A 24842-nucleotide genomic window follows, 5' to 3' on the forward strand; every position below is an offset into this window, starting at 1 on the left:
GCAACTCAGCCTCGGCAATCCTTCAGGAGTGTGAAACATGCGCTACACCACCTTCGGTCGACGCACGGGGCTTCGTGTTTCGCAATACGCCCTAGGGACCGGCAACTTCGGCACCGGGTGGGGGGCGGGCGCCGAACGTGACGAAGCGAAGCAAATTTTCGATCGGTTCGTCGAGGCGGGAGGAAATTTCATCGACACCGCTGACACCTATCAGCTCGGCCAATCGGAGCAACTGCTGGGGGAATTCATCCACGCCGACCGTGACGACCTGGTCCTGGCCACGAAGTTCACTGTTGGTGCACGTCCTGCCGGTGGGCTGGGACGCACAGGAAACAGCCGGAAGAATCTGCGCACGTCAGTCGAGGAGAGCCTGCGGCGGCTGGACACCGACTATATCGATGTTCTCTGGGTGCACTATCCCGATGCGTTGACCTCGCTCGAGGAAATTCTTCGCGGCCTGGACGATCTCGTGAGTCAGGGCAAGATCCTGTATGCCGCGTTCTCGAACTTCCCCGCTTGGCGCGTGTCTCGTGCCGCGGCGTTGGCTGACTTGTCCGGATGGATGCCGGTGGCTGGTATTCAGGTCGAATACAGCCTCGTCGAAAGGACCGCCGACCGTGAACTTCTGCCCATGGCCGAGGCGCTCGGCTTGGGGGTCACCCTGTGGTCACCACTCGGCGGTGGGCTGCTGACGGGTAAGTATCGCGAAAGTCAGCAGGGGCGGCTGACCGATTTGAAGACGTTGGTGCACACAGAATCCACCGACCAGAAGTCCTTGGTCGTCGACACGGTGCTCGCCATCGCACGCGAAACGGGCCGAACGCCCGCGCAAGTGGCGACCGCGTGGGTGAACGAACGTTCACACAGGCTCGCGACCTCGTCCATCCCGATCATCGGACCGCGTAACGTCGCTCAGCTGGACGATTACCTGGGTGCGCTCGATCTCGAGCTCACGACCGAGCAATACGAGCGCCTCACCGAAGTGAGCGCGATTTCGCTCGGTATCCCACATGAGGCGAACGCGGCATCACTGAACCGAGTTCAGGGCGGGTTGGCGGGACAAATGGACGGTCCCGCCATCCCTGTCGCCTGACCACTTCCCTGTAAGCACGGCGCAGCAGCCGAGTGCGCTGTGCTTTCCATCGTCGTTGGGGAGGCCACCGGTGGCGCTTTCGGGGTCGCTGTTCCATTGTCCTGACGTTGCAATCTAATTAGTTATACAGTTTAGCGCGATAGCTGTTGGGTCACCTGGTCGAATCGGCCGTGACCGGCTGAGCGTATGAGGACTGTGTGAGATGAGCGAAGATGACATCGTGCCGACGACCTGGGGTGAGGAGCGTGTACGACTCGACGAATGGGAGTCCTCCACGATCGGGCGGCTCCTGCTGGAATCCGCTGCCCGACAACCGGATCGGGCCGCTCTGCAATGGCTGGAGGATGGGCAGCTTCAGTCTCTGACATGGCATCGACTCGCGCGGCTCGCACTCGCGGGCGCGGCGCGCCTACGTTCTGGATCGGAGACGAGATTCCCGATCGCGGTAATGAGTGACAACTCGATGAGTTGGTATGTCCTGTTCTGGTCCGCCGCGTTATCCGGGCGGCCGCTCGTGCCGATCAATCCGAATCTGACCGCCGGTGAGGTTCGTGCCCTGCTGATCGACAGTGGGCCGGTGACCGTTCTGGCATCGGACGTGCACGGTCGCCACCTTATCGGCCGAGTTCGGGAGGCCGGCCGCGACCTGATCGCGGCTGATCAGGTCGTCGAAATCGCCGAGTGGGTGAGCTCATTGGGGGAGGCGGCCGACGCGATTGTCGGCGAAACCTCCTTGCCTTTCGCGGTGGAGCCCGCGGACACGCTCGTCGTCCAATTCACCTCCGGCACAACCGGAGAACCCAAAGGTGTTGTCCTGTCACACCAGGCATGTCTCAACGCGGCGCGAACGCTGGCTGCTCGCACCTCATCGGCGGAGCATGAGATCTGGTGCAGCCCAATGCCTTTGCATCATGTTGGCGGATCGGTGGCGCTCGCGTTGGGTACCGCCACCCTGGCCGGTACGTACGTAATGGTCACCGACTTCTCCGCGCTGAACTTCCTGGAGTCGGCGGTCCAGAGTAACGCGACTTTCATCGGTGGTGTGCCGACGCTGTTCCTTCGAATGATGGAGGATCCTGAACTCGCTCGGATGAAACCACCGAACCTGCGGGCGATCCTGCTCGGCGCATCGGCTGTTCCGGCAACGCTGATCCGCCGGATCGAGAAGCACTTCGGTGCGCCTGTGCTGGTGATGTACGGGCAGAGCGAGGCTCCCGCGATCACCGAAACGAGCCGCGAAGACGATCTGTGGACCAAGTCGAACACCGTCGGTCGCGTCCTGCCACACCGTGAGCTCCGGGTCGTGAATACGCAGACCGGCTTGCCATGCGTTCTGGATGAGGTGGGCGAGATCTGTGTCCGCACGAAAGTGAGGATGGACGGCTATCTGAACCGGCCCGAGGAGACAGCTGCCACGGTGGATTCGGAGGGCTGGATCCACACCGGTGATCTGGGTGCGCTCGATCGCGAGAACCGTCTCCACTTCCACGGTCGGTTGAAGGACCTTATTGTACGAGGCGGGGAGAATATCTCGGCACGCGAGGTTGAATTGGCAATCGAGGCCCACCCCGACGTGGCCATGGCCGCCGTGGTGGGTCTGCCCGATCCCACGTGGGGTGAGGTGGTCGCCGCGATGGTGGTGCTCAATCCGGGCTGTACGTTGCGGCTCGAGGAACTGCGGGAACCGGTGTCCGCCGGGCTTGCGCCCTTCAAGCGGCCGGTGCACTGGCGTATCGCTGATGCCCTGCCGCTGACGGCCTCGGGTAAGCCGCAGAAGTTCAAGATCATTGAGCTGTTGCGGGCAGAGATCTGAGTGCTGCACCGGCGGGTACAGCTTCATGGCAATTCGGGGGTGGGTGAACGCTCGTCCGGCTTGTGTCGTGGGGTCTGGGGGAGCATCCGATGCGCTCGCACCGATGATTGACAGTGAATCGAATGCAGCGATAGGATTTATATTCCAACATGGCTTATAAATGGTTGACGTGCACTTTGGTATGCGCGTAGGGCTAGGGCCATGTGATCAGCCCATCGAAGTGTGAATGGAAGTGATTCCAAGGTGACTGGCGGTTCGAATTTTGTGCCACACTGGCAACCAAATGGCTGGTTCCAGGTCGGATGGTCGAGTGCGTTTCCGGAGGCCGAGGTTCGCCCGCTCCGGTACTTCGGCCGCGACCTGGTTGCTTTCCGTACCGAGGTCGGCGATCTGCGGATTCTGGACGCCTACTGCAGGCATCTCGGAGGACATCTGGGATATGGCGGGAAGGTCGAAGGCGACTGCATCGTCTGCCCGTTCCATGGGTGGCAATGGGACAGTGAGGGCCGTAATCGCCACATTCCGTATCAACCCGACCGTCCCAATCGCGGCCGTCGGATCCGAGCGTGGGACGTTCGCGAGACAAACGGGATCGTCTACCTCTGGCACAGCATCGACGGTTCGACCCCCTCCTGGGAGCCGCCGGATATTTTCGCCGCCGTCAGCGCTCACACCGCGTCGCTGCGCTATCACGAGCCCTCGCCCGAGGCCAAGGTGAGTTACGGCGAACTCACACTGCATCCGCAACTCGTTATCGAAAACGCCGCTGATCCGATGCACTTCCGGCAGGTGCACGGAACCCGGGACTATCCGGTCTTCCTGCGTCGATGGGAAGACGACTGGCACTGGTTCAGTCAGATCGGCTTCGGTAAGCGGTGGCGTGAGATGGACCCGGACAGCCACAACGGGGACACGTTGTCGATCTTGAACGCGGGCGTCGGAATGAGCTACACCGCCCTCTCTGGTTCGGACAACACCCTGATCTTGCTGTCCACCACGCCGACCGGTGACCGTAGAAGTGAGCTCTTCCAAACGGTATGGCTCGAGGAACTGCCCGGTGACGACGAACCGGGGGTGCTCGAGAAGCGGTTGGCGCGGGCGGTCGCGCAGTTGCCGAACGATATCGAGATCTGGCAACACCAGCGCTTCGAGAACCCGCCCGCACTCGCCTCGCGCGAAGGCAAGGAGTTTGTGAGCCTGCGGAAATGGGCGCGCGCCTTCTATGTGGCAAACGAATCGGCGGAGCCCCTGGCATCCGCCGCGCAGGGGTGACGTTCAACCGAAGCGGGTTCGAGGGCGTCGCGACGGTGATCCGATAGGTCATCCTCGCGACGCGCCCCTGCTGTGCGTGTGGTCTTGTTGTTCTTCGAACATATTGTTGCCCAACAGATGAGGACGCCCGTGACCTGTTGCGATGCTCGGCTCCGCGATCCTCCTCGTACCAGGATGCACCGGATTCGGTCGGAGCCGTAAAATATTCCGATATGGCAGGTAATTCAGGGGTCAGCCGCGGGTTGGTCTCGGAGCGGACCGGTACCGTATGCGCGGTGGGGACGGTTGAGAACCTCGAAGCGGCAGGACCTGGCCGGCCGAGGGATCCGTCGATAGAAGATCGTGTGATCGAGGCAGCGAAGCAGGAACTCGCCGAGCACGGCGTGGATGCGTTCAGTATCCGGAGTGTCGCACGGAGAGCCGGTGTTTCGCGTCCGAGTCTGGGATTGCGCTGGCCCAACCGGGACGCGCTGATCATCGACACGGTAGAGAAGCTGAGCGAATGGCCGACCCCGAATCCGTCGGCGAATGTGCGGACCGAACTCGAAGGGATCGTTGAACATGTCGTCCGGATGATGGAGCCGGACGCACTCGGAATACTGATGCGGTTCGTCGCTGACGCGCCTCGGTATCCCGCACTCTATGCGCGATACCAGTTGCGGGTAATGTCCCGGGCGGCTGGACGGCTGGCCGATCTGTTCGAGCGCGCGATGGAGGCGGGGGAGTTGCCGCCGGACTCGGACACGGTGTGGGCCTCGGATGCCTTGATCGGAGTCATCCTGATGCGGACGCTCCAGTCACCCGGACTTCGCGCACCGAGCCCGAGGTCACAACGCCGGATCATCGACTCGATGTGGTCGGCCATGCCGCGCCGCGGGGAGTGACGTTGCCTTCGGCGAATAGCCTTGCCGGGCAAGATGTTGCGCGATGCCCAACCCGATCCCGCGAGACGCTCCGGTAACCAGTGCGGTGCGCGTCAAGTGACTGCGGCTCTGTCACAGGCCGATGCGATCAGCGAGGACTGCGCGATGATGGGACGGCGAACCGAGTAGGATTTCCGAGCTCTTGGCGCGTTTGAAGTACAGGTGCGCGGGGTGCTCCCAGGTGAAACCGATACCACCGTGCAGTTGAATGCTTTGTGCCGCAATGTGATAGAAAGCGGTCGAACAGTACACCTTGGCGGTTGACGCCGCGACCGGGAGATCGTCGGCGGCGGTGGTTACCGCGTAGCTGGCGTAGTACGCGGCCGAGCGGGCCGATTCCAGTTCGACGAGCATGTCGGCGCAGCGATGTTTGATCGCTTGGAATGAACCGATCGGTCGGCCGAACTGTTCGCGGACTTTGACGTAGTCGACCGTCGATTCCAGTACTTGTGCCGCGCCCCCAACCTGTTCGCAGGCCAATGCCGCCGCGGCGATGTCGAGCACTGAACTCAAAGTGTCCCACCCGGCACCGAGCTCGCCGAGCAGCTGGGCAGGAGTATTCTGCAATTCCAGTGTCGCTTGACGACGAGTCTGGTCGAGTGTCGGGGTCGGCGCGGTTGCCAAACCATCCGAGTCGGCCGTCACCAGAAAGAGCGAGACGCCGGCCTCGCTGCGAGCCGCGACGATGATTATGTTGGCTGACGCGCCGTCAAGAACATACGGTTTGGTCCCGTTCAGTAGCCAGCCGCCCTCGGCCTCGGTGGCCCGGACCGTGATTCCGGCCTCCGTCCAGCTTCCGTATTCCTCGATGATCGCGACCGTTGCCAGCGTTTCGCCCGAAGCTATGCCCGGCAGATGGCGGCGACAGGCAGCATCGTCGCCGGACTGCAGAAGAGTGTTCGCCGCGAGTACGACAGTGGAGAACAATGGGGAGCAGAGCAGGGCGCGCCCGGATTCCTCGAGGACGATCGCCAGTTCGCCGAACCCGTAACCTGAACCCCCGAACTCTTCGGGTATGGCGAGACCCTGGATTCCGATCTGCTCAGCCATCTGCTTCCAGACCCCGCGGTCGAAGCCATCGCTGGAGTCGAGTTGGATGCGGACCTGTTGCTCGGAAGAGCGCGATTCAAGGAACTTGCGCACTACGGCGCGCAGTTCCTCTTGCTCCTCCGTGAAGGACAAAACCATCGATGCTCCTGGGTCGTGTGGCCGGTCGCTCCTCATTCTACGGTGAATGAGTGCAATACATGCACTATATAGCGAGCTGGTTGAGGGCTGAACGTGACCTCTGGGAGTGGGCCGTGGTGCTGGACGGTGTCGGCCGGATGTTCGTCGACATCACCACCGTTGACCGGTCGTGAGAATGTGGAAGTATCGTGAAGGGATGTCATCTGGGCATTCGGGCCGACGCCGACCTGTTGGGTCATCTCCCTGGCCGATGAGACCGGCGACGGCGCGAAGCTGGTCGTGTTCGGCTTCGGAGACGCTGCGCGCTCCTGGATAGCTAGTACCTTGACTAGGTAGTAGTATGAGTACAACATTCTAACTGATTATGCGGACGTACTCATCGTCGAGCCCAGGATGCGCCGGTGACCTGGTTCGTGTCGGCGGCCAAGTAAGCGAGGGTTAAGTGACCAGACTCAGGTCGACTGTCGTGAAGGTGCCGAAGGCCGGTGAGCTGGTGGCGGCAGATTTGCGTCGGCGCATCATTACCGGTGAACTGTCGGCAGGTGACCCGCTCCCCAATGAAGCAGTCTTGATGGAGCAATTCGGCGTGTCTCGGCCGACACTCCGTGAAGGATTTCGAATCCTGGAGTCGGAGTCGATCATCACAGTGCTGCGTGGCGCGCATGGCGGCGCTCGTGTGCTGGAGTTGGATGGAGCGGTGGCGGCGCGGTACGCGGGCCTGCTGCTTCAGTACCGGGGCACTCCGCTGGTCGATGTGTACCGTGCTCGCACCGAGCTCGAAGTATCCGCGCTCGGGATGCTCGGCGGCCGCGGCCCGAACGGAGAGCTCGATCGACTCGAGAAGATGGTCGCGGCCGGAGCCGACTTGATCGACGACGATGAAGCTTTCGCGCAGCATGATGTACGTCTGCATCAAACGCTGGTGGATCTCACCGGTAATGTGACGCTCGGGGTGCTGGCTGGAATGCTGTTCAAGGTCATCGAAGCGCATAATGCCGTGTTCATTGCCGCGCACGCCGCGGGTCATGAGGGACCGGCGGCACGGGCGGCGCAGCAGGCATGTATGAAGCTTGTGAAGCTGCTACGAAAGGGTGATGTTGCTGCGGCCCAGAAGCATTGGCGCCGACACCTGGAGGGCGTCGAGAAGTATATGGTCGGGGATTCAGAGGCAACGCTTGTCGAGGTTCTCTCTCAGCGTCAGCCATAGGGACCGTGTGAGGGTAGTGGCGCGTCCGCGACGCGGGCGCTCGGCGCACCGTCACCGCATGCTCCGCGGTCGAGATGGGCTGTAATACGACTTCGACATCCGTTCTGCCAGCAGTGTGTCGTAGTGATCGACAAGTTCGGCCAATCGATGCCATAGCGTGAGGACCTCGAGGTTGCCGCCACCTGAATTGCGCAGTGCCCGATGTATTTTCACCGATGCGTGTGCGATTTGAACGATGGCGGTGCGGATCTCATGGCGATCCCGGTCCGTCAGATGGGGCAGGGCTTCGGCGACGAGATTATCCAGTCGCTCGACGATATAGAGGTACCGACCATTGAGCTCGCACCAGACGATAGTGTCAGCCGTCCGCCCGTTGGCGTGCAATTTGGCGGCGTGCAATTCCGCCAGCTCGAAGGCGTGCTCAGCAATGCGGCAAGCTGTGTAGCCGCCGCCGGCCGCGATCGAATGACCGCGTACCGCGCGGAGAAGCTCGAACCGAGAGGGCAACGCCGTATCGGTGCTTGTTTTCGAACCCCCGTGTCGGCGCTGACTCATCGCCGACCCCGACGGCGATGACCATCGATGCGCCCGGCCGCCTTCGCCGGCATCCCCGCAACCGGCGAAGTATTGCGGCGGTGGGAGGGCGAGTACTGCGACGGAAATTGCCTCCGCAGCGTTCGGCCGGTTTGCCTCGGCCGGGACATCGATAGGTTGTGCAACATCGTCGGACAAATCCTCTGAACTATCGAGCAGTGGTGCTTGTCATGTAGTGGTTTGGCCACTGGTGATCAGATTCCAGACCCTGGACGGACCTTCACCAATTGCGACCTCTCCGAGGAATTGCTCCCAGCGGTGTGCACTTCCGAACTCCGAACGCCACGAGAGCATGCGAGAAGTGAAGTGGCGTAGTCGGTGGTCGAGGGTGAATCCGATTGCGCCGTGAACCTGGTGGGCGTTGCGGCTGACTTTTTGTGCGGCAGACGCGGTCTGGGTCTTGGCGACGGCGATCGCGAACCGCGTACCGGGATCGAGGAAGCCATATGCGGCCACAGTCGTCACCGCGAGTTCGGTCGCGGCCCTTGCCATGGCGACAGCGCCGGCCGCATCGGAAACAAGGGCCTGAACAGCTTGGAATTTGCCCAGCGTATGGCCGAACTGCCGGCGCTCACCGGCATGCTGCACGGTCATCGCGAGTGCGCGTTCCGCTACGCCGCAAATCTGAATCGAGCGAGCGAGGGCACCACGCAGGTCGAACTCCTGCCGAACCCGGTCGGGGGCAGGTCCTATCGATTCGACGGAAAGATCGGTGTCGATGAAGAGGTGGTCACGGGGCTCATGTGCAAGATTGCACCCGGCCTCGATCAGAATATTGCTTACGGGGACTAGCGCTACCCGTTGATCATTAGCGACGACGATGGCATCCACCATGGTCGCCCAAGGTACTCGATCGAGTGTTCCGGTGACATGCGTATCACTGATGTCCAGTGAAGGGGAGTACGCCGCAGTGAGCGGGATAGCGGGCACAGCAATTCCCGCGACACGCAACAGCCAGGAAGCCAACAGATCGGTTTCGGCGAGAGGAACCGGCGCACAATGATGGGCCGCACTCGACAACACGACGGCAAGTTCCGTGATACTTGCGCCGCTGCCGCCGTGAGCTTCCGGTGTCGTCAATAGTGTCAGACCCGAATCATGCAGTGTCTTCCACTGTGTGGGGTCGAACGGAATGGTGGTCTTCTGGACATCCAGAACAGTTTCCGACCACGCGGAGAAGATGTCGTCGGCGAGCCCGCGAAGATCAGCCAGTTCGTCATTCAGATTCTGAGAATTGATCATTATCGCAGTCCTAATCCACGTGCAACGACCCCACGCAGGATCTCATTGGTTCCGCCGCGGAGGGTGAATCCGGGCGCGTGTAGCAAACCCTCGGCGAGCAGTCTGGTGAATTCATCATCGGAGTTGGGGTCCGGCTCGGCATCGGGGACCGCTGCGGCAGTGTCCACGACAGCTCCCTCATAACGTGTGCCGAGGTCTTTGATCAAAGCGGCGGCGAGATCTGCCGGCTGTCCGTCCGACAAGGATGCCGCGACAGATATCGATAATTGGCGGAGAGTGGTCACTTGCGAGATCAGTGCACCCAGCTCTGCGATTGCGCCCGGCGCGCGACCTGTTTCGTGGGCGAGACGCCCGGTCAGCGCAGCGAGCAAGGGTTGAGTCGAGAGCAATCTCTCCGGTCCGCTGCGCTCGAAACCCAACTCCGATGTGACTTGGCGCCATCCCTGTCCAGGCTCGCCCAGCACCAACTGATCAGGGACGAACACCCGGTCGAGAACGACTTCGTTGAAATGGTGCTGACCTGTCAGCAGTTTGATCGGCCTGATCTCGATCCCTGCCGTATCCAGGTCGACGATGAACTGGCTCAAATCGTCATGGCGATGCGCTGGATCGAGTGGTGCACTCCGCGCGAGTACGAAGAACGCGTGTGCGTGATGTGCGCCGGATGTCCATACCTTCGTTCCGGTGAGCTCCCAGCCCCCGGCGACGGCGACCGCTCGTGTTCGAACGCTTGCGAGATCCGATCCGGCTTCCGGCTCGCTCATTCCTATCGCGAAGTATCGCTCACCCCGTGCGATGTCCGGCAGATACCGTCGGCGTTGGTACTCACTGCCGTGAGCGAGCAGTGCGGGGCCGACCTGCCGATCGGCAACCCAGTGCGCTGCGACGGGTGCGCCCGCGGCCAGCAGTTCTTCGGTCACCACATAACGGTCGAGGTGCGTACGACCTTGTCCACCGTATTCGGTGGGAATCGTCATGCCGAGCCAGCCGCGTCGGCCGAGCCGCTGGCTGAATCCTGGGTCCCACGCGGATATCCACGAGTCGACGTGAGGCTGCCAACCGTAGGTTGCGCGGTCCTCTGCGAGGAAGTCTCGAACCTCCCTCCGGAGCTCTGAAGCCTCCGCGGGGAGTGATCGCATGGGTGGTATCAATTGAGGCGTCACTGCGCTCTTTCCGATTGTTCGGCATTGCGGCCCACCTCGACCGGCATCATCATGTATCCGATGCGGGGGAGTGGTGTGCGGGTTATGGGCTGGACTATCCAATTCGGGCTGTCTGCGCTCGGCAGATACAGCGAGTCGTCGTCGCCGAGCAGGGGAATGCCACAGAGGTGCAACAAATCCGCGGTATCAGACCTGATCACAACACGCCACCTGCGACCAGTGCATCGATTTCCGCATCGGTCCTGCCCAGGACATCCATAAGTATCTCCCGGCTGTGCTGTCCGAGCTTCGGCGGCGTTTCGTATCGAGTAAGCGGTGTTGCCGACATTCGGGTCGGATTGCGCACGATATCAATACTTCCCGAGTCCGGATGGGCGACAGTCAGTTGCATTTCTCGATGTCGTATCTGCGGATTTTCAAATACCCCGATCATATCGTTCACGGGGCTGACCGGGACATCGGCTGCTTCCAGATCGTGAACCCAATCGGCCGCGGGTCTGGTGACGAATGCTTTGTTGAGAGTCCCGAGAACGAGGTCACGGTTCTCGATCCGAGCGGATACCGACGCGAACCGGGGGTCATCGCCCAATTCGGGCCGGCCGAGCACCTTGGTCAATGCTGACCATTGTTTCGGCGTGGATGCCACGACAAAAATATCGTCATCGGCGCACCGGAATGTCTGCGACGGGATTCCACCGAAACCGCCGTTGCCGCGCCGGGGAGCGGGGGTTCCCGAGATGAGGTAATTCTGGGCGTAGTGCGACAATGCCGCGACACCGCAGTCCAACAACGCCAAATCGATGTACTGCCCTTGCCCGCCATTGACGTCACGATGGTGCAGCGCGGCCAGGATGGCATTGCCGGCGTAGAGCCCGGTGAGAATGTCGACCATCGATACGCCGACTTTCATCGGGCCCGCGCCCGGCTCACCCTCGGGGAGCCCCGAGACGCTCATCATTCCGGACATGGCTTGAAACACGCCGTCGTATCCCGGTCTGTCTGCGTACGGTCCATCCTGACCGAATCCCGTAATGGAGCAATAGATCAGGCGCGGATTGACCGCCCGGAGCGAGTCGTAATCCAAGCCGTATTTGGTCAGAACGCCGCTGCGGAAGTTCTCGATGAAGACGTCCGAGTGGGCGGCGAGCTCTCGAATTATGCCGGCGCCCTCGGGTTTCGAGTGATCGATCGTGATGGACCGCTTGTTTCGATTGCAGCTGAGATAGAACCCCGCTTCCGCGGTGACGTTCCCGTCCTGGTCGTATAGATACGGCGGACCGTAGCTGCGAGCGTCGTCTCCGACCTTCGGACGCTCGACCTTGACGACGTCAGCGCCCAAGTCGCCGAGTAATTGAGCGGCGAACGGAGCCGCGAGAATCCGGCTCACATCGAGTACTCGGATGCCGTTCAGTGCAGATTCCATCGTGGTGCTAAACCTTCGGTTCCCGTGGTAGTCCGAGCACGCGTTCGGAGATGATGTTCTTCTGGATCTCGGTCGCTCCGGCGTAGATCGTCTCCGCCCGCGCCCGGACGAACGACCGGCGCAGCGCTTCCGATGCCCGGTCCGGTCCGGATGCCCAATCGGCTGATAACCAGCCGTCGGAGCCCAGGATGTCCATGGCGAGCTCGGTGAATTCCTGATGCCACTTCGACCAGTAGTACTTACCGATGGAGGCTTCCGGGCCGAACTGGCCCTCCTTCAACGCGGTCGACAGGGTGCGCAAATTGTTGTAGCCCATGATGTCGAGCCCGATCATCGAGTCCACCAGGCGATCGCGTAACACCGGATCTGCCGTGGCACCGCGCTTCTTCGCCAACTCGCGGAGATCGGCCATCTCCCTGCGGAACGAAAACTGATATCCGAGCACCGAGGTGGCGCGCTCGTGACCGAGGGTGGTCATGGCGGCTTTCCACCCGTCGCCGGGTACGCCCAGCACGTTGTCGATACCGGTACGTGCTTCATCGAAGAACACTTCGTTGAATCCGCTGTCCCCGAGCATGGTTCGAATCGGCACGACGCGAACCCCTGGTTGATCGAGCGGGATCAGCAGGTAGGACAGGCCCGCATGACGGGCGGAGCCCGCTTCGGTACGGACTATCGCGAAGATCCAGTCGGCATGCTGCGCGAACGTCGTCCAAATCTTCTGCCCGGTAACAATCCATTCGTTCCCGTCGAGGCGAGCGCGGGTTGAGATATTGGCGAGGTCGGATCCGGCGTTCGGTTCCGAATAGCCTTGGCACCACACGAGTTCGGCTCTGGCCATCGGCGGGAGGAGACGTTGCTTCTGTTCGGTTGTGCCGTAATGCAGGGCGGTGGGCGCCATGAGCGTTTCACCATGGAACGCTGCTCTGGGAGGCGCGCCCGCACGGGCGTACTCCATGGCGAAGACGATCTCCTGCGTCATCGTCGCGTTGCGACCTCCATACTCCGCGGGCCACGACAGACCGAGCCAATGCCCTGCGGCGAGCTGCTTCTCCCACAGTCGCCGGAGCTCCCAGTTGTCGTCGTCGTCCGGGCCACCGCGACGGTGCTGGTCACGGAAGTCGTCCGTGAGATGGTCGCTCAGCCATGCGCGCAGTTCGTCACGAAATTCGATGTCTACGGCGGTGAGCGGAAGTTCAGTACTCAGATCTTTCACGTCTGTGTGTCCTAACTCCGGGTTTGGCCGCGAAAGAGCAGCGAGGCGGTCTAGGAAGTCGGCGCTCGATTGTCGGCCGGGCTCTGCGGCGTGCACCTGACAATCACGGGCGTAGCACGGTCGAATTCAGCAGGTCAGGTACACAACACTCCTTCGGTGGCCGTCGCGACCGAGCGGCCAATCTTGACTTCCAGCCTTGGTATAGTACAAATAATACACTGATTAGCCTAGTTCAAGGAGAAGGCGTGCCCGACCTGGAGTGGTGCATCGAACGCGGCGTCGGAACGATCACGCTGAATCGGCCGGAGGCACGCAACGCCTTCACATTCGAGATGATTCGCGACTGGGCCCGGCTGCTGGTCGAAGCGAAGCAGAATGATGAAGTCAGAGTTGTCGTCCTGACCGGGGCGGGGGACCGTGCGTTCTGCTCGGGAATCGATCTCGGGAGCATCTCCAACGCTAACCGGGAGCTGACTCCGCTGGCCCGAAAGTCCCAGCTGCACGACGAGATTCATCAAGTCGCGCTGGCTGTGGAGGCGCTCGACAAACCGTTGATCGCCGCTATCAATGGTGCCGCCGTCGGCGCGGGCCTCGATATGGCGCTCATGTGCGACCTGCGCATCATGTCGACATCGGCTCGGCTGTCCGAGAGCTATATCAAGATCGGACTCGCCCCGGGAGACGGCGGCGCCTACTATCTGCCGCGCATCGTGGGGACCTCGAAGGCGCTGGAGCTCTTGTTGACCGGAGACTTCATCGACGCCGACGAAGCCCTCCGGATAGGGCTTGTCAACAGATTGGCCGAGCCCGCCGAACTTGCCGCGGCCACTCGGGCATTGGCTGAGCAGATCGCGAGCGCTCCGCCGGTGACCGCTCGCATGATCAAGCGGGCGACATATCAATCAGCGGGAACGGATCTGCGTACTGCGCTGGATTTGATCTCGTCACACTTCGCGGTCGTCGCGGCGACCGAGGACGCCGCGGAGGCGTTGTCGGCAATGCGTGAGAAGCGGTCGCCGAAGTTTGTCGGCAAGTGATCGAAAGTACCGTGCGAGGAGTTCGATGAGTACCGAAGAGGTTGTGGCCCAGCAGAATTCGAATGAGGCGGTGGTATCACCCCGCGTCTTCGACGCCTGGATAAATCTGCCCTACGCGCAGGGCGAGGTTACTCCGGATCCGTCCGTTGTTGCGAGGTTCAAACGAGGCAACAGCGCCTACGAGGGCGGGCAGACAATGGACGATGTTGTGGCTGAAATGGACCGGCTCGGCATATCCGGTGGCGTGTTGTCGAAGGCGCCGAGGGATATCACCGCGCCGTTCGTCCATGGCACGAAGACCGGCGAGGGTGTGCTCCGGGAGACATGCGAACGTCTCGCACGGTATCAGGACGAATATCCGGGCCGGTTCGTTACGTCGGTCGGCATCGATCCGCGCCAGGGTTACGAGGCCGCCCGGCAGGTTCGAATCGCGGTGCGTGAATACGGCATAAAATGCCTCCGAGTGATTCCGATGTTCACCGGCATTGCCATCGACGATAAATTGGCCTTCCCGATGTACACCGCGGCCTGTGACGAGGGTGCGGTGGTATCGATCAATGTCGGCGTTCCCGGGCCGATGAAACCGGCCAAACTGCAACGCACGATCCTCATCGACGAGGTCGCCCTGACGTTTCCCGAGTTGAAGATCGTGATGTCGCACCTCGGTGATCCGTGGACGAGCGAAACCGTCGCCATGTTGGTCAAGCATCCCAATGTGTTCGCGATGACAGCGGGATGGGCGCCGAAGTATGTACCCGACGACATTCTGAGTGTCATTCGTAAACGAAACAAGACGAAGTTGATGTGGGCGTCCGACTACCCGATCCTTCCCTTCGAACGCACCATCACCGAGGCGCGGGCGATCGAGATGCCCGCTGACTCGCGGCGAAACTTCCTGGGAGCCAACGCACTTGCTGTCTTCGGCGAGCCACCTGCGGCCGCGGGAGCGAACGAGCGAAAAGGAGATCGAATCAATGGGACTGCATGACGGACGCGTAGTCATCGTTACGGGCGCGGCAGGCGGCATCGGCCGCGAGCACGCCCTCGAATTCGCACGTCAGGGTGCGCGGGTCGTTGTCAACGACCTCGGTCCGGCAGAGAAGGTCGTGGAGGAGATCCGGGCGCTCGGCGGTGTCGCCGTCGCGAACGGTGACGATGTCTCCGACTGGGACGGGGCGGGCCGCCTGATCCGCACAGCGCTGGACGAATTCGGCGATCTCCACGTGCTGGTGAACAACGCGGGCATCCTGCGCGACAAGATGTTCGTGAACATGGAGGTAGACATGTGGGATGCGGTGATGAAGGTCCACCTTCGCGGCACCTTCTGTCCGACGAAGCATGCCGTCGCACACTGGCGTTCGCAGTCGAAGGCCGGAACACCGGTATCGCATCCTCGTGTGGTGAACACTTCCTCACCATCGGGGCTCTACGGCAATGTGGGGCAGTCGAATTACGGTGCTGCGAAAGCGGCTGTCGCCGCATTCACCGTGATTCTGTCGGAGGAGCTCGCCCGGTTGAACGTGACGGTCAATGCCATCGCGCCGAGCGCACTGACCGATATGACGGCTGGGCTCGACGACTACGTCAAGAAGATGGCCGACATCAAGGAAGCAACCGGATTCGATGCGGGCTCGCCGGCCAACATCGCGCCGCTGGTCGTCTGGCTTGCCTCCTCCGAAGCCGAGGCGATCACCGGACGGGTCTTCAACGTCAAGGCCGGGGCCATCAGTGTCGCGGAGACCTGGGTCGCCGGTCCGGGAGTCGACAGGTTCTCTCGATGGGATCCGGCGGAACTCGGTGAAGTAATCCCGATGCTGGTCGCGGAAGCCCGGCCCAACTCCGACGGTGCGGGAAACCCCAGGGTGCCGACCGTTGTCGACGGTCGTTGATCCGATGTCGGCGACCAACGGGATCACCGTAGAGCGCAGTCGACGGATCGCGACGGTGTGGTTGGACCGCCCCGAACGGGGCAATGGATTCATCTCCGCGATGCAGGTGGAGCTCCACGCCCGGCTCGAGGAACTCGACAGGGACGACGATGTCCGGGCGATCGTGGTCACCGGGCGAGGGCGGCACTTCTCGACCGGAGCCGACCTCGAGCCCGGCGGCTCGAACTTCGCATTCGATGAGGACCAGCAGCGCGACGCGCGCGAGGTAATGACACAACGACCCAGGCCGTGGCGGATGCGCACACCGATCATCGGCGCGCTCAACGGATCTGCCGTCGGCATGGGACTGACTTTCGCCTTGCAGTGGGACATCCGAGTGGTCAACGAGGATGCCAAATATGGCTTCGTCTTCACCCGGCGTGGGCTGATACCCGAGCAGAATTCGCTGTGGTTACTGCCGCGCCTGATCGGAACCGCGGCGGCGATCGAACTCTTGGTCACCGGCCGGCTGTTCAAAGGCGTGGAGGCGAAGGAACTGGGACTCGCGACCCACGCTGTTCCGGGCGAGCGCGTTTTGCCGAAGGCGCTGGAGATCGCCGAGGATATCGCGGCAAACTGTGCGCCGGCCGCGGTCGGTCTGACCAAGCAGCTCCTGTACCAGATGCTCGGTGAGACGGATCGTGAGTCCGCGTTTCATCGTGAGTGGGAACTGTTCAGATGGGTTGGCAGACAGTCTGATTCAGCGGAAGGCGTCGCAGCGTTTCTCGACAAGCGAGAACCGCGGTTCCAGTTGGCGAAGTCTTCGGACGCGCCTTGGTCAAGCAGTGACAAGACTCTCGCGACTCGAGCATGGAGTTCGGCTGATGGTCGATGAACCCGACGTAGTCCGCTACGACGTTGATGACGAGGGTGTTGTCGTCATTACGCTGCACCGGCCGGAGCGCCGCAATATGTGGACAGCCCAGCTGGAGTCGGAATTCTACCGAGCACTCGATCGCGCAGCCGCGGATGCCAGCGTGCGTGCGATCGTGGTGACCGGGTCCGGGACCTCGTTTGTGCCGGGCCTGGATCCGAGTGTGCTCGACAGTGTCCGGGATGGGCAGCGCTACACGGACTTTCGGCGCAAGCAGACCTTCGCAACGACTGTACCCAAGCCGATCATCGGTGCGATCAACGGCGCATGTGCCGGCATCGGACTTGCTCAGGCGCTCAACTTCGACTACCGATTCGCGGTGCGAGGAGCCAAGTTTTCCACCGCCTTCGCCAAGCGTGGCCTTCCCGCCGAAGATGCTGCCGCATGGGTGCTTTCGAAGCTCGTCGGCCCCGCTCACGCCTTCGACCTGTTGGTGTCGGGCAGGGTGTTTCTCGCGGAGGAGGCCTTCGAACTCGGGGTGGTCCAGAAGTTGTCCGACCAAGGGGAAGTGGTCGCCGATGCGGTCGCCTACGCGCGGGACATAGTGAAGAACGTATCGCCGGTCGCGATGGCGATGATCAAGAGTCAAGTGTGGAGCGACAGCGAGATGACGCTCGAACAGGCGCGCGTGCGCGCCCAGTACCTTTTGACGTTGGCTAAGGCGCAACCGGATTTCCAAGAGGGCGTGCGCAGTCTGATCGAGAGACGACCGCCGCAATTCGCCCCGTATTCCGGACTCGAGTTCTGAGTTCGGTGCTCGCCCCGCAGGAGGAGACCGCCATGGTCGCAGACATCGATATCGCTCCCGGCGAAGCCGAGTTCAGAGAAGAGATACGAACCTGGCTCGCCGAGCATCTGGTCGGAGAGTTCGCTGAGCACAAGGGCGTCGGCAGTCCCACCGATGACACCTCATGGGATGTGCGGGTCGAATGGGAGAAACAGCTCGCCGCCGGTGGCTGGCTCGGACTGACCTGGCCGATCGAGTACGGCGGGCGCGGCGCATCGCTGGCGCAAGAGATCATCTTCGAATATGAATACGCCCGTGCGGCCGCGCCCGCGAGGGTCGGGACGCAAGCACTCGAGCTGCTGGGACCGAGCTTGTTGAAGTTCGGGACAGAGGAGCAGAAGGCGCGTTTCCTGCCACCGATTCTCGCCGTCGAGGAGATGTGGGGACAAGGATTCAGCGAGCCGGGGGCCGGATCCGATCTGGCTTCGGTGAACACTCGGGCATCGCTGGTCGACGGCGAGTGGGTTATCCACGGCCAGAAGGTGTGGACGACCTTCGGTCACCATGCGGACTGGTTGTACGTACTGTGCCGTACCGATCCAGACAGGGGAGTCAGACATCGAGGCCTCTCATTGCTGTTGGTCCCGGTAGATCAACCCGGCGTCAAGATACGGCCGATCGAGAACATCGCACGGTCCGGTGAATTCAGCGAATGCTTCTTCGACGGCGCTCGTACCAGCGCCGACATGGTCGTCGGCGAGGTAAACGGTGGCTGGACGGTCGTCATGGGGACGCTCGCGATGGAGCGTGGCGCGGCGTTGATGCCGATGCAGTTGGCGATGGAGCGTGAAGTCGCAGATCTCATCGCAACAGCACGACGGAATGGGGCCGCAGCGGACCCCCGGGTTCGGCAGCGAATCGCCGACGCATACATTTCCGTGCACTTGATGCGGGTGACCACACTGCGAGTCGTGTCCTCGATCGTCGAGAACCGGCACGGCACCGAAGACGCGGCAGCTGCGATCAGCAAGCTGTTCGCAGCGACCGAGCATCAGAAGTTGGGCGAACTCGCGATCGATCTTCGCGGACCGGCCGCACAGATAACGCGCTGCAACGGGCCCGACGGCCTCGATCCTGCTCAGAAGACGTTCCTGCTGTCTCGTGCGGAGACGATCTACGGCGGCACATCGGAGATCCAGCGAAACATTATTTCCGAACGAGTGCTGAAACTTCCGCGGTGACGGTCCTGTCGGTATTGGCTCCTCGTCCGCGTCGAAGGGCAGCAACCGGGGCTTAAATAGGCATATAGTTGAACCTTAATGCTCAACGTGGTGAACGGGGAAGTTAGTACCCCAACTGCCGACGTGGCCCCGGTGACCGGGGGTACGGGCCGCCGAGCACGCGTCGCGGTTCGTGATCGGAGAGTCGCGAGGCTCCGCAGTTTCCAGGCAAACCTTCATTGGAAAGTACAAGGCTAAGGACTGAATCATGACCGCTACGCTCGCCGGACTGTCGCCGACCGGATCTTTCAACCACAGGGCGATCTGCTCCGGCCGCCGTTTCGAACCCGCCGCGGTCCTTGCGCAGGACACCGTCATCCATGGGCTGGTTCCGGAAGCCGGCTACATCTGGGGCACCCTGCGTGACGACCAGGGCGGGTTGCATTCGATCATGCGGCGGGTCCCCGCTGTGCGGGACAACGCCGAGACCGGCGGGGACATCCGCTCATTGGGGGGCAAGCTCATTTTGTCGTCCAGCGCCGGAGGCGATGAGCAATTGCTGCTGCGCCGCGAACCGCGGCACGCGCCCGATAGCAACGAGCTTGTCCGCCGAGTGCTGCATTCCGGTGCTGTGGAGCTCGCGACGCCCGTGAACGAGCACGGCCGCTCGGCGATGCTGAGGCTCTCGGCCGAGACCCTGGAATATCAGGAGTCCGATGTCATCGACGTGACAGGCACTCTGGTTGCGCCGCCGCTGCAGTGGTTTCTTCCCGGACCGGACTCTTCACTGCTGTACCTCACCCAGACCTGGCTGGTCGAGGGGCAGCTGGCAGGCAAGCGAGTACGTGGATTCCTGTTCTGGGAGGAGGCGTGGATGCGCGAAGGCGGCCGACTGTACATCGACAAGGATCCGCTGCACGACGCGCAATACACGACCTGGTACTCGTGGGCGAACCATTACGAGGACGGGAGCGCAGAGGTGGGCCACTTCCTCTTCGGCAATGGCGACTTCCATGTCGGGGTGATCGGGCACAGCGACGGCACTGTGACGACCGCGCACAGCATGGACGCGGTAATCAGGCGCAACGCCGATGGTTACTGGCACGACGGCATCGACTACAGCATCAACGGGAAAGAGTGGATTTGCGAGCCGGATCCCCGCGGGCGTATGGAGGGCCTGGGCCGGATCCCGAATCCGCAACAGGAGGGACGGATACATCGCATCTCGGACACCCGCGTCCCCGATGTATGGATGGCTTGGGGCGAGTCGGTGCCGGGCAATGGTGAACGACGTCAGTGGTGACCGCGTGCGGGTGCCGATGGATCACATAACCGGGGGATTCGGAGATGAGCGCGACGTACCCGGAATACGCCTCCCTGTCGTCTCGGGCGGCGCAACGCTGGCCGTACCGGATCGCGCTGCGGTTCGAGGGACGGGTGTGGACCTATCATGACCTGGATCGGGCGGTTCGCTCGGTCGCGGACCGGCTCGCCACGGCCGGGATCGGCACAGGCACCCGCACCCTGCTGCTCGTGGAGAACCGGCCGGAGTATGTGTTCGCGCAGCTTGCACTCGCGCAGCTCGGCGCGGTCTTCGTTATCCCGAATCCGTACTGGACCGAACACGAAATCGGCAGGGTGATCCTCGCGGCCGGGGCGCAGGCGGCGATCTATTCGCCGCGGCACCGTGCGTCGGCGACCGAGCTGCCGATTGCGGTGCCGATCGAGGAGATCGCCGCGGCGGCCGGTAGTTCGTGCCCGCTCCGACCCCAGGCGGCAGTGCCGGCCGATGCGGAGCTGTGCCTCCCATTCTCCTCGGGCACCACCGGTCTCCCGAAAGGTGTTGTGCACACCGTCGGAAGTCTGTCCGGGGGCATTGGTCAGTTAGTGACGCACCTCGGTCTGACCGACGCCGACCGGCTGCAGATCTCGTTGCCGTTGTGCCACATCTTCGGCACCTCGATGATGGCCGCGGCGCTGTCCGTCGGCGCTGAGGTGACGCTGTTCGAGCGGTTCGAGTTCGACAGGTGCATGAACCAGATCAAAGAAGACTCCGTCACTGTCTGGCCCTTGGCGGGAGCGGTGGCACATCGGCTCGCCACGCTCCCGCAACTGAGTCGCACCGACTTTCCTGGCCTGCGGTACTTCATGTGGGGTGGCAGTGCGGTTCCCCCGGAGTTGGCAGAGACGATCACCTCTAGAACCGGTATCGGGTTCCTCTGTTCCTACGGCATGACCGAAGCGTTCGCGGTGGCATTCAACCCGGTCGATCGCCCGGAGCGATGGCTGCTCGATTCTCCTGGCTTCGCCTCCGCCGGGACCGAGATTCGGCTCGGTGAGAACAACGAGATCGAGGTGCGCGGTCCGTGTGTGGCATCGGGCTACACCGTTGCGGCCGAAGATGATCCGTTCCTCGAAGACGGCTGGCTCCGCACCGGCGACGCGGGCCGCATCGATGGGGATGGACGGCTGTGGATCCTGGACCGGCTCAAAGACATGATCAAGGTGTCCGGTTTCCAGGTCGCGCCGGCCGAGGTCGAAAACGAGCTGTTGCGACATCCAGCGGTGACCGACGCGGCCGTGATCGGTTGTCCCGACGTGCGCCGCGGTGAGAGGGTGGTCGCATTCGTCGTGACTTCGGAGCCGGTGTCGATCCGCGAATTACGGGAAGCCGCCGCATTGCGCCTGGCAACCTACAAGATCCCGAGTGAGATCACGATCGTCGATGAATTGCCACGCACTGCGGCCGGCAAGCTGCAGCGGGCGCGGCTGCGGTCCCCGGAACGTCCCTGACGTGGGCCGACAACGGGGGTGGGACGACCGGAAGATCGTCCCACCCCCGACCGGTTCAGACTGTGGTCTTGGTGAGATCCGACTTACCCGGGTAACCGCCACCACCGAACGAGGCGTCGAGGGCGTCGTAGTCTGTTCGACCGCCCGCCTGGGGGAGCGCCTCGACAAACTCGACGAACTTGGGCTTCTTGTACGAAGCGATGCGCTCCTTGCAGTAATCGCGCAGCTCGTTCTCGGTCACCGTGTGACCGGGTTCGAGGACCACGATCGCCTTGACCGACTGCATGTACTTCGGGTCGGGCACGCCGATGATGGCAGCCTGCTTGACTGCGGGATGACTGGTCAGGCAGCCTTCGACTTCCGGCGGGTAGATGTTCTCAGCCGCAGATTTGATCATCCGAGTCATGGTTCCGAGGAAAGAGATGGTGCCATCGGCCTCTCGCTTGCCCGCGTCGGTGGTGCGCCACCAGCCGCCGTCGAGAAAGCGCGCCGCATTGATCTCGGGACGGTTCCAGTAGCCGAGGTGCACGATTTCGCCTCTGATGACGATCTCGCCGATCTCGCCGTCGGCGACCTCATTGGCGTCGGTGTCGATGATTTTCACCTGCGTCACAGGAGCAGGACGCCCGGAATTGCCGGCTCCCTGGCCACCGATCGCGTTCAGTACGGCTAAGCCGGTGACCTCCGTCTGGCCGAATCCGCCGGGATACCGGCCCCAGGTCGAATCGTCGGCGGGCAACGCGTCGCCCCACAGCGGCTTGAACGGACCCGCCCGAAGTGCGGAGATGTCCAGCTTGGCTTCGGTGTTGAGCTGCTTGATCTCGATGATTGTCGGCGGCATCAGGAAGGCCGAGGTCACCTTCTCCGCGGCGATGAGTTGCAATACCTCCTTCGCCTCGACGCGCCGGATATAGGCATTGGCGCCGCCCCGGATGAACACCGACAGCGAGTCGAACTGGAAGTTTCCGATGTGGAAGAGCGGGCCGGAATTGAGGAACACCGACTCCTCGCTGGTACCGACGATTTCGCCGGTAGTCCGTGCCATCGAGATCAGATTCCGATGGCTGAGCATCGAGCCACCGGGCTTGTCGATGATGGCGGCGGTGTAGATGACCAGCAGAGCGTCGTCGGCGGACACCTCGGCACGAGGCGGCGTGTCGTCTGCCGCGTGCACGTGGGCTTCGTACCCGTCGTCCGCGTCCGTGTCCTGCTGGATCCAGGTCGCGCGAGACTGTGCCATTTCGCGGGCAGCGGCTACGGTCCGGCCGATCTCCTCCTCCTGCCATACGATCACCGCAGGATCGAAATCTTCGATGACGAAGGCCATCTCGTGTGCTGACTGACGCCAGTTCGCGGGACAGATCATTGCGCCGAGCCGCGCGGCGGCGACGAAAAGCTCGAGGAAGCGGTGCGAGGACTGCGCGAGCCAGAGAATGCGTTCACCTCTCGCCACGCCGAGCGCGGCGAGCGCGTTCGCCGCCTTGTTCACTCGCGTGTCGAACTCCTGCCAGGTATGCCTGACCTCGCCGTCGATGACCGCGGTCCGGTCCGCGTAGCGGCGACTGTTTTCGTGGCAGATGTCGGAGAGGGTGGGGTGGTAGGTCATGTCTTCTCCAAGAGGTGGATCCGATGCAGGGTTGGAGGGCGTCGTATCGGGTCGACGAGCTCGTTTGTATCGCCGCAGTCTTCGGGTATCTGTACGGCGCGCATGAGCCTAACAGTTGAATAGTTTGTATATATGGTGGTGCCGTTAGTGCAGAGTTCTTGCTTGGCGGGCGGAGGTTCATCGCTCCAGTTAGGTAGATTCTTTAGCTGATTAGCTATAATGTTTGTGGGACGTGCGACCGCGCCGTCGAACTCCTCGACCGGCGAGGAAGGATTGCAATGGAAGCCAAGATGTGGGCGAACTCGGGTGACTCTCATTTCCTCGAGCCCCCTGATCTGTTCGACAAGACGCTCCCGCGTGAGCTGGCCGAGCGCATGCCGAGATCCGTCAAGTCCGAGGACGGCAAGACCGAGACCGTGCACATCGACGGAGAATCGTTCGTGCGTCCGCTGCCCAAGCCGATCAGAGACGGCGAGTTCGCGGGCGAGACGATCCTGTCGCTGAGTTTTCGGCCGCCAGGTTGCGGCGATACCCGTGAGCGGCTGAAAGACCTTGACCAGGAGGGGATCTGGGGTGAGATCACCTTCCCGTCGCTGGGCTTGTGGTCCAATATGATCAAGGATCCCGTCCTGGTCCGAGAAGGTTGCAAGGCGCTCAACGACTGGGCTCTGGCCGAGATTCAGCACATAGCGCCCGAACGGCTCATCGCTACAGCGATGTTGCCGTTGCTGCGGGTGGAGGACGCGGTGAAGGAGGCCTATCGCGCGAAATCGCAGGGCTTCTACGCCGTTTACCTGCCGACCGTTCCGCCGAATGGGCAGCCAACCTACAACCATGACTACTGGGAGCCGCTGTGGGCCGCGCTCGAGGAAACCGGACTCATCCTGACGATCCACATCGGTACCGATGGTGAAATGGTCCCGTTCTTCGGTCCGGGTGGTGCGGTTCTCAACTATGTAGACACCACATACGGTGGTCAGCGCGCGACTACGCAGCTCATCGCGGGGGGCGCGCTCGATCGTCATCCCACCTTGAAGGTGCTGATCTCCGAGGGTGGCGCCGCGTGGGCTCCCTTCCTCGGTGACCGGATGAACGAGGGTTATCGCCAGCACGGGATGTTCGTGCGGCCGAAGCTGTCGATGCTGCCCAAGGAGTACATCTACCGCCAGGTGTACGTCTCGTTCCAGCACGACAAGACCGCGGTCGAGACAGTGACGGGCATGGGGTACCAGAACGTCATGTTCGGTAGCGACTACCCGCATCTGGAAGGCACCTACGGTCACACACAAAAGACGTTGCACGAACTGTTCGATGGGGTGGATGACCAGGTTCGTCACCGTGTCACGGTGGGAGCCTTCCTGGACCTTTTCCCGCACATCGGTGAACCTCCCGGCAACGAGGTATTCACCAAGACTGCCGCTGTAGCCTGAGGATTCCGCTACAACGATGGCCCTGTGTTCCGAATGGAACACAGGGCCCTTCCATCGAGCAGTGGGCGGCCGGCGGAACAATTGTCCGCCGGT

At 62.3% G+C, this 24842-nt stretch carries 22 protein-coding genes and 1 pseudogene; 14 read left to right on the forward strand and 9 right to left on the reverse strand.

The window, feature by feature from the left end; all coding sequences use genetic code 11:
- Positions 1–37 precede the first annotated feature (37 nt).
- The 4 genes from OG716_RS04730 to OG716_RS04745 all read left to right on the forward strand — a co-directional run bounded on the left by OG716_RS04730 (position 38) and on the right by OG716_RS04745 (position 5062).
- Complete coding sequence (locus OG716_RS04730; protein WP_405136464.1) at positions 38–1093, forward strand: aldo/keto reductase; 1056 nt, start codon at positions 38–40, stop codon at positions 1091–1093.
- Positions 1094–1295: 202 nt separating this feature from the next.
- The gene (locus OG716_RS04735; protein WP_405136465.1) at positions 1296–2906 is read left to right on the forward strand and encodes a class I adenylate-forming enzyme family protein; all 1611 of its coding nucleotides are present in this window, start codon (positions 1296–1298) and stop codon (positions 2904–2906) included.
- Positions 2907–3149: 243 nt separating this feature from the next.
- On the forward strand, positions 3150–4178 hold the full coding sequence (locus tag OG716_RS04740; protein ID WP_405136466.1) for a Rieske 2Fe-2S domain-containing protein: 1029 nt from the start codon (positions 3150–3152) through the stop codon (positions 4176–4178).
- 212 nt (positions 4179–4390) lie between these two features.
- Complete coding sequence (locus OG716_RS04745) at positions 4391–5062, forward strand: TetR/AcrR family transcriptional regulator (protein WP_405136467.1); 672 nt, start codon at positions 4391–4393, stop codon at positions 5060–5062.
- Here OG716_RS04745 and OG716_RS04750 read toward each other — a convergent pair.
- Positions 5060–5158 (reverse strand): annotated as a pseudogene (locus OG716_RS04750) (SDR family NAD(P)-dependent oxidoreductase); the annotation flags it as partial. The gene OG716_RS04745 and the pseudogene OG716_RS04750 overlap by 3 nt on opposite strands.
- Positions 5159–5173: 15 nt before the next feature.
- Positions 5174–6289 carry an acyl-CoA dehydrogenase family protein gene (locus OG716_RS04755; RefSeq protein WP_405136468.1) on the reverse strand — a complete coding sequence of 372 codons (1116 nt, stop codon included), beginning with the start codon at positions 6287–6289 and terminating at the stop codon, positions 5174–5176.
- Positions 6290–6755: 466 nt separating this feature from the next.
- Between OG716_RS04755 and OG716_RS04760 the strand changes: the two genes are divergently transcribed.
- Positions 6756–7496, forward strand: coding sequence for a FadR/GntR family transcriptional regulator (locus tag OG716_RS04760; protein ID WP_405136469.1), 741 nt, complete (start codon positions 6756–6758; stop codon positions 7494–7496).
- A gap of 51 nt (positions 7497–7547) precedes the next feature.
- Here OG716_RS04760 and OG716_RS04765 read toward each other — a convergent pair whose 3' ends face one another.
- The 6 genes from OG716_RS04765 to OG716_RS04790 are packed head-to-tail and all read right to left on the reverse strand — an operon-like array spanning position 7548 to position 13134.
- Positions 7548–8228 (reverse strand): hypothetical protein, encoded by a 681-nt coding sequence (locus OG716_RS04765; protein WP_405136470.1) that lies wholly within the window; start codon positions 8226–8228, stop codon positions 7548–7550.
- A 30-nt stretch (positions 8229–8258) separates the two neighbouring features.
- A complete protein-coding gene (locus OG716_RS04770; protein ID WP_405136471.1) occupies positions 8259–9332 on the reverse strand; it encodes an acyl-CoA dehydrogenase family protein in 1074 nt (357 codons plus the stop codon).
- The gene (locus OG716_RS04775; RefSeq protein WP_405136472.1) at positions 9332–10471 is read right to left on the reverse strand and encodes an acyl-CoA dehydrogenase family protein; all 1140 of its coding nucleotides are present in this window, start codon (positions 10469–10471) and stop codon (positions 9332–9334) included. The genes OG716_RS04770 and OG716_RS04775 overlap by 1 nt, the downstream gene beginning before the upstream one ends.
- A 20-nt stretch (positions 10472–10491) precedes the next feature.
- Positions 10492–10695 carry a hypothetical protein gene (locus tag OG716_RS04780; RefSeq protein ID WP_405136473.1) on the reverse strand — a complete coding sequence of 68 codons (204 nt, stop codon included), beginning with the start codon at positions 10693–10695 and terminating at the stop codon, positions 10492–10494.
- The gene (locus tag OG716_RS04785; protein ID WP_405136474.1) at positions 10692–11918 is read right to left on the reverse strand and encodes a CaiB/BaiF CoA transferase family protein; all 1227 of its coding nucleotides are present in this window, start codon (positions 11916–11918) and stop codon (positions 10692–10694) included. The genes OG716_RS04780 and OG716_RS04785 overlap by 4 nt, the downstream gene beginning before the upstream one ends.
- Before the next feature lie 7 nt (positions 11919–11925).
- Positions 11926–13134, reverse strand: a complete 1209-nt coding sequence (locus OG716_RS04790) for an acyl-CoA dehydrogenase family protein (protein WP_405136475.1) — start codon at positions 13132–13134, stop codon at positions 11926–11928.
- A 245-nt stretch (positions 13135–13379) separates the two neighbouring features.
- Between OG716_RS04790 and OG716_RS04795 the strand changes: the two genes are divergently transcribed.
- The 8 genes from OG716_RS04795 to OG716_RS04830 all read left to right on the forward strand — a co-directional run bounded on the left by OG716_RS04795 (position 13380) and on the right by OG716_RS04830 (position 21713).
- Positions 13380–14171, forward strand: coding sequence for an enoyl-CoA hydratase/isomerase family protein (locus tag OG716_RS04795; protein WP_405136476.1), 792 nt, complete (start codon positions 13380–13382; stop codon positions 14169–14171).
- Between the two features lie 25 nt (positions 14172–14196).
- On the forward strand, positions 14197–15159 hold the full coding sequence (locus tag OG716_RS04800; RefSeq protein WP_405136477.1) for an amidohydrolase family protein: 963 nt from the start codon (positions 14197–14199) through the stop codon (positions 15157–15159).
- Positions 15146–16060 carry an SDR family oxidoreductase gene (locus OG716_RS04805; RefSeq protein WP_405136478.1) on the forward strand — a complete coding sequence of 305 codons (915 nt, stop codon included), beginning with the start codon at positions 15146–15148 and terminating at the stop codon, positions 16058–16060. The genes OG716_RS04800 and OG716_RS04805 overlap by 14 nt, the downstream gene beginning before the upstream one ends.
- The gene (locus tag OG716_RS04810; protein ID WP_405136479.1) at positions 16044–16934 is read left to right on the forward strand and encodes an enoyl-CoA hydratase-related protein; all 891 of its coding nucleotides are present in this window, start codon (positions 16044–16046) and stop codon (positions 16932–16934) included. Before OG716_RS04805 ends, OG716_RS04810 begins: the two co-directional genes overlap by 17 nt.
- Positions 16924–17721, forward strand: coding sequence for an enoyl-CoA hydratase-related protein (locus tag OG716_RS04815; protein ID WP_405136480.1), 798 nt, complete (start codon positions 16924–16926; stop codon positions 17719–17721). The genes OG716_RS04810 and OG716_RS04815 overlap by 11 nt, the downstream gene beginning before the upstream one ends.
- Positions 17722–17753: 32 nt before the next feature.
- The gene (locus OG716_RS04820) at positions 17754–18941 is read left to right on the forward strand and encodes an acyl-CoA dehydrogenase family protein (protein WP_405136481.1); all 1188 of its coding nucleotides are present in this window, start codon (positions 17754–17756) and stop codon (positions 18939–18941) included.
- Between the two features lie 247 nt (positions 18942–19188).
- Positions 19189–20223 carry a hypothetical protein gene (locus OG716_RS04825; RefSeq protein WP_405136482.1) on the forward strand — a complete coding sequence of 345 codons (1035 nt, stop codon included), beginning with the start codon at positions 19189–19191 and terminating at the stop codon, positions 20221–20223.
- 44 nt (positions 20224–20267) lie between these two features.
- On the forward strand, positions 20268–21713 hold the full coding sequence (locus OG716_RS04830; protein ID WP_405136483.1) for a class I adenylate-forming enzyme family protein: 1446 nt from the start codon (positions 20268–20270) through the stop codon (positions 21711–21713).
- 55 nt (positions 21714–21768) lie between these two features.
- Here the strand turns inward: OG716_RS04830 and OG716_RS04835 are convergent, their stop codons facing one another.
- Positions 21769–23319, reverse strand: a complete 1551-nt coding sequence (locus OG716_RS04835; protein WP_405136484.1) for an AMP-binding protein — start codon at positions 23317–23319, stop codon at positions 21769–21771.
- Between the two features lie 278 nt (positions 23320–23597).
- Here OG716_RS04835 and OG716_RS04840 point away from each other — a divergent pair, with 278 nt between their 5' ends.
- Positions 23598–24749, forward strand: coding sequence for an amidohydrolase family protein (locus OG716_RS04840; protein ID WP_405136485.1), 1152 nt, complete (start codon positions 23598–23600; stop codon positions 24747–24749).
- Positions 24750–24842 lie beyond the last annotated feature (93 nt).

The sequence above is a fragment of the Nocardia sp. NBC_01388 genome (assembly GCF_045040085.1).
Lineage (GTDB): Bacteria > Actinomycetota > Actinomycetes > Mycobacteriales > Mycobacteriaceae > Nocardia.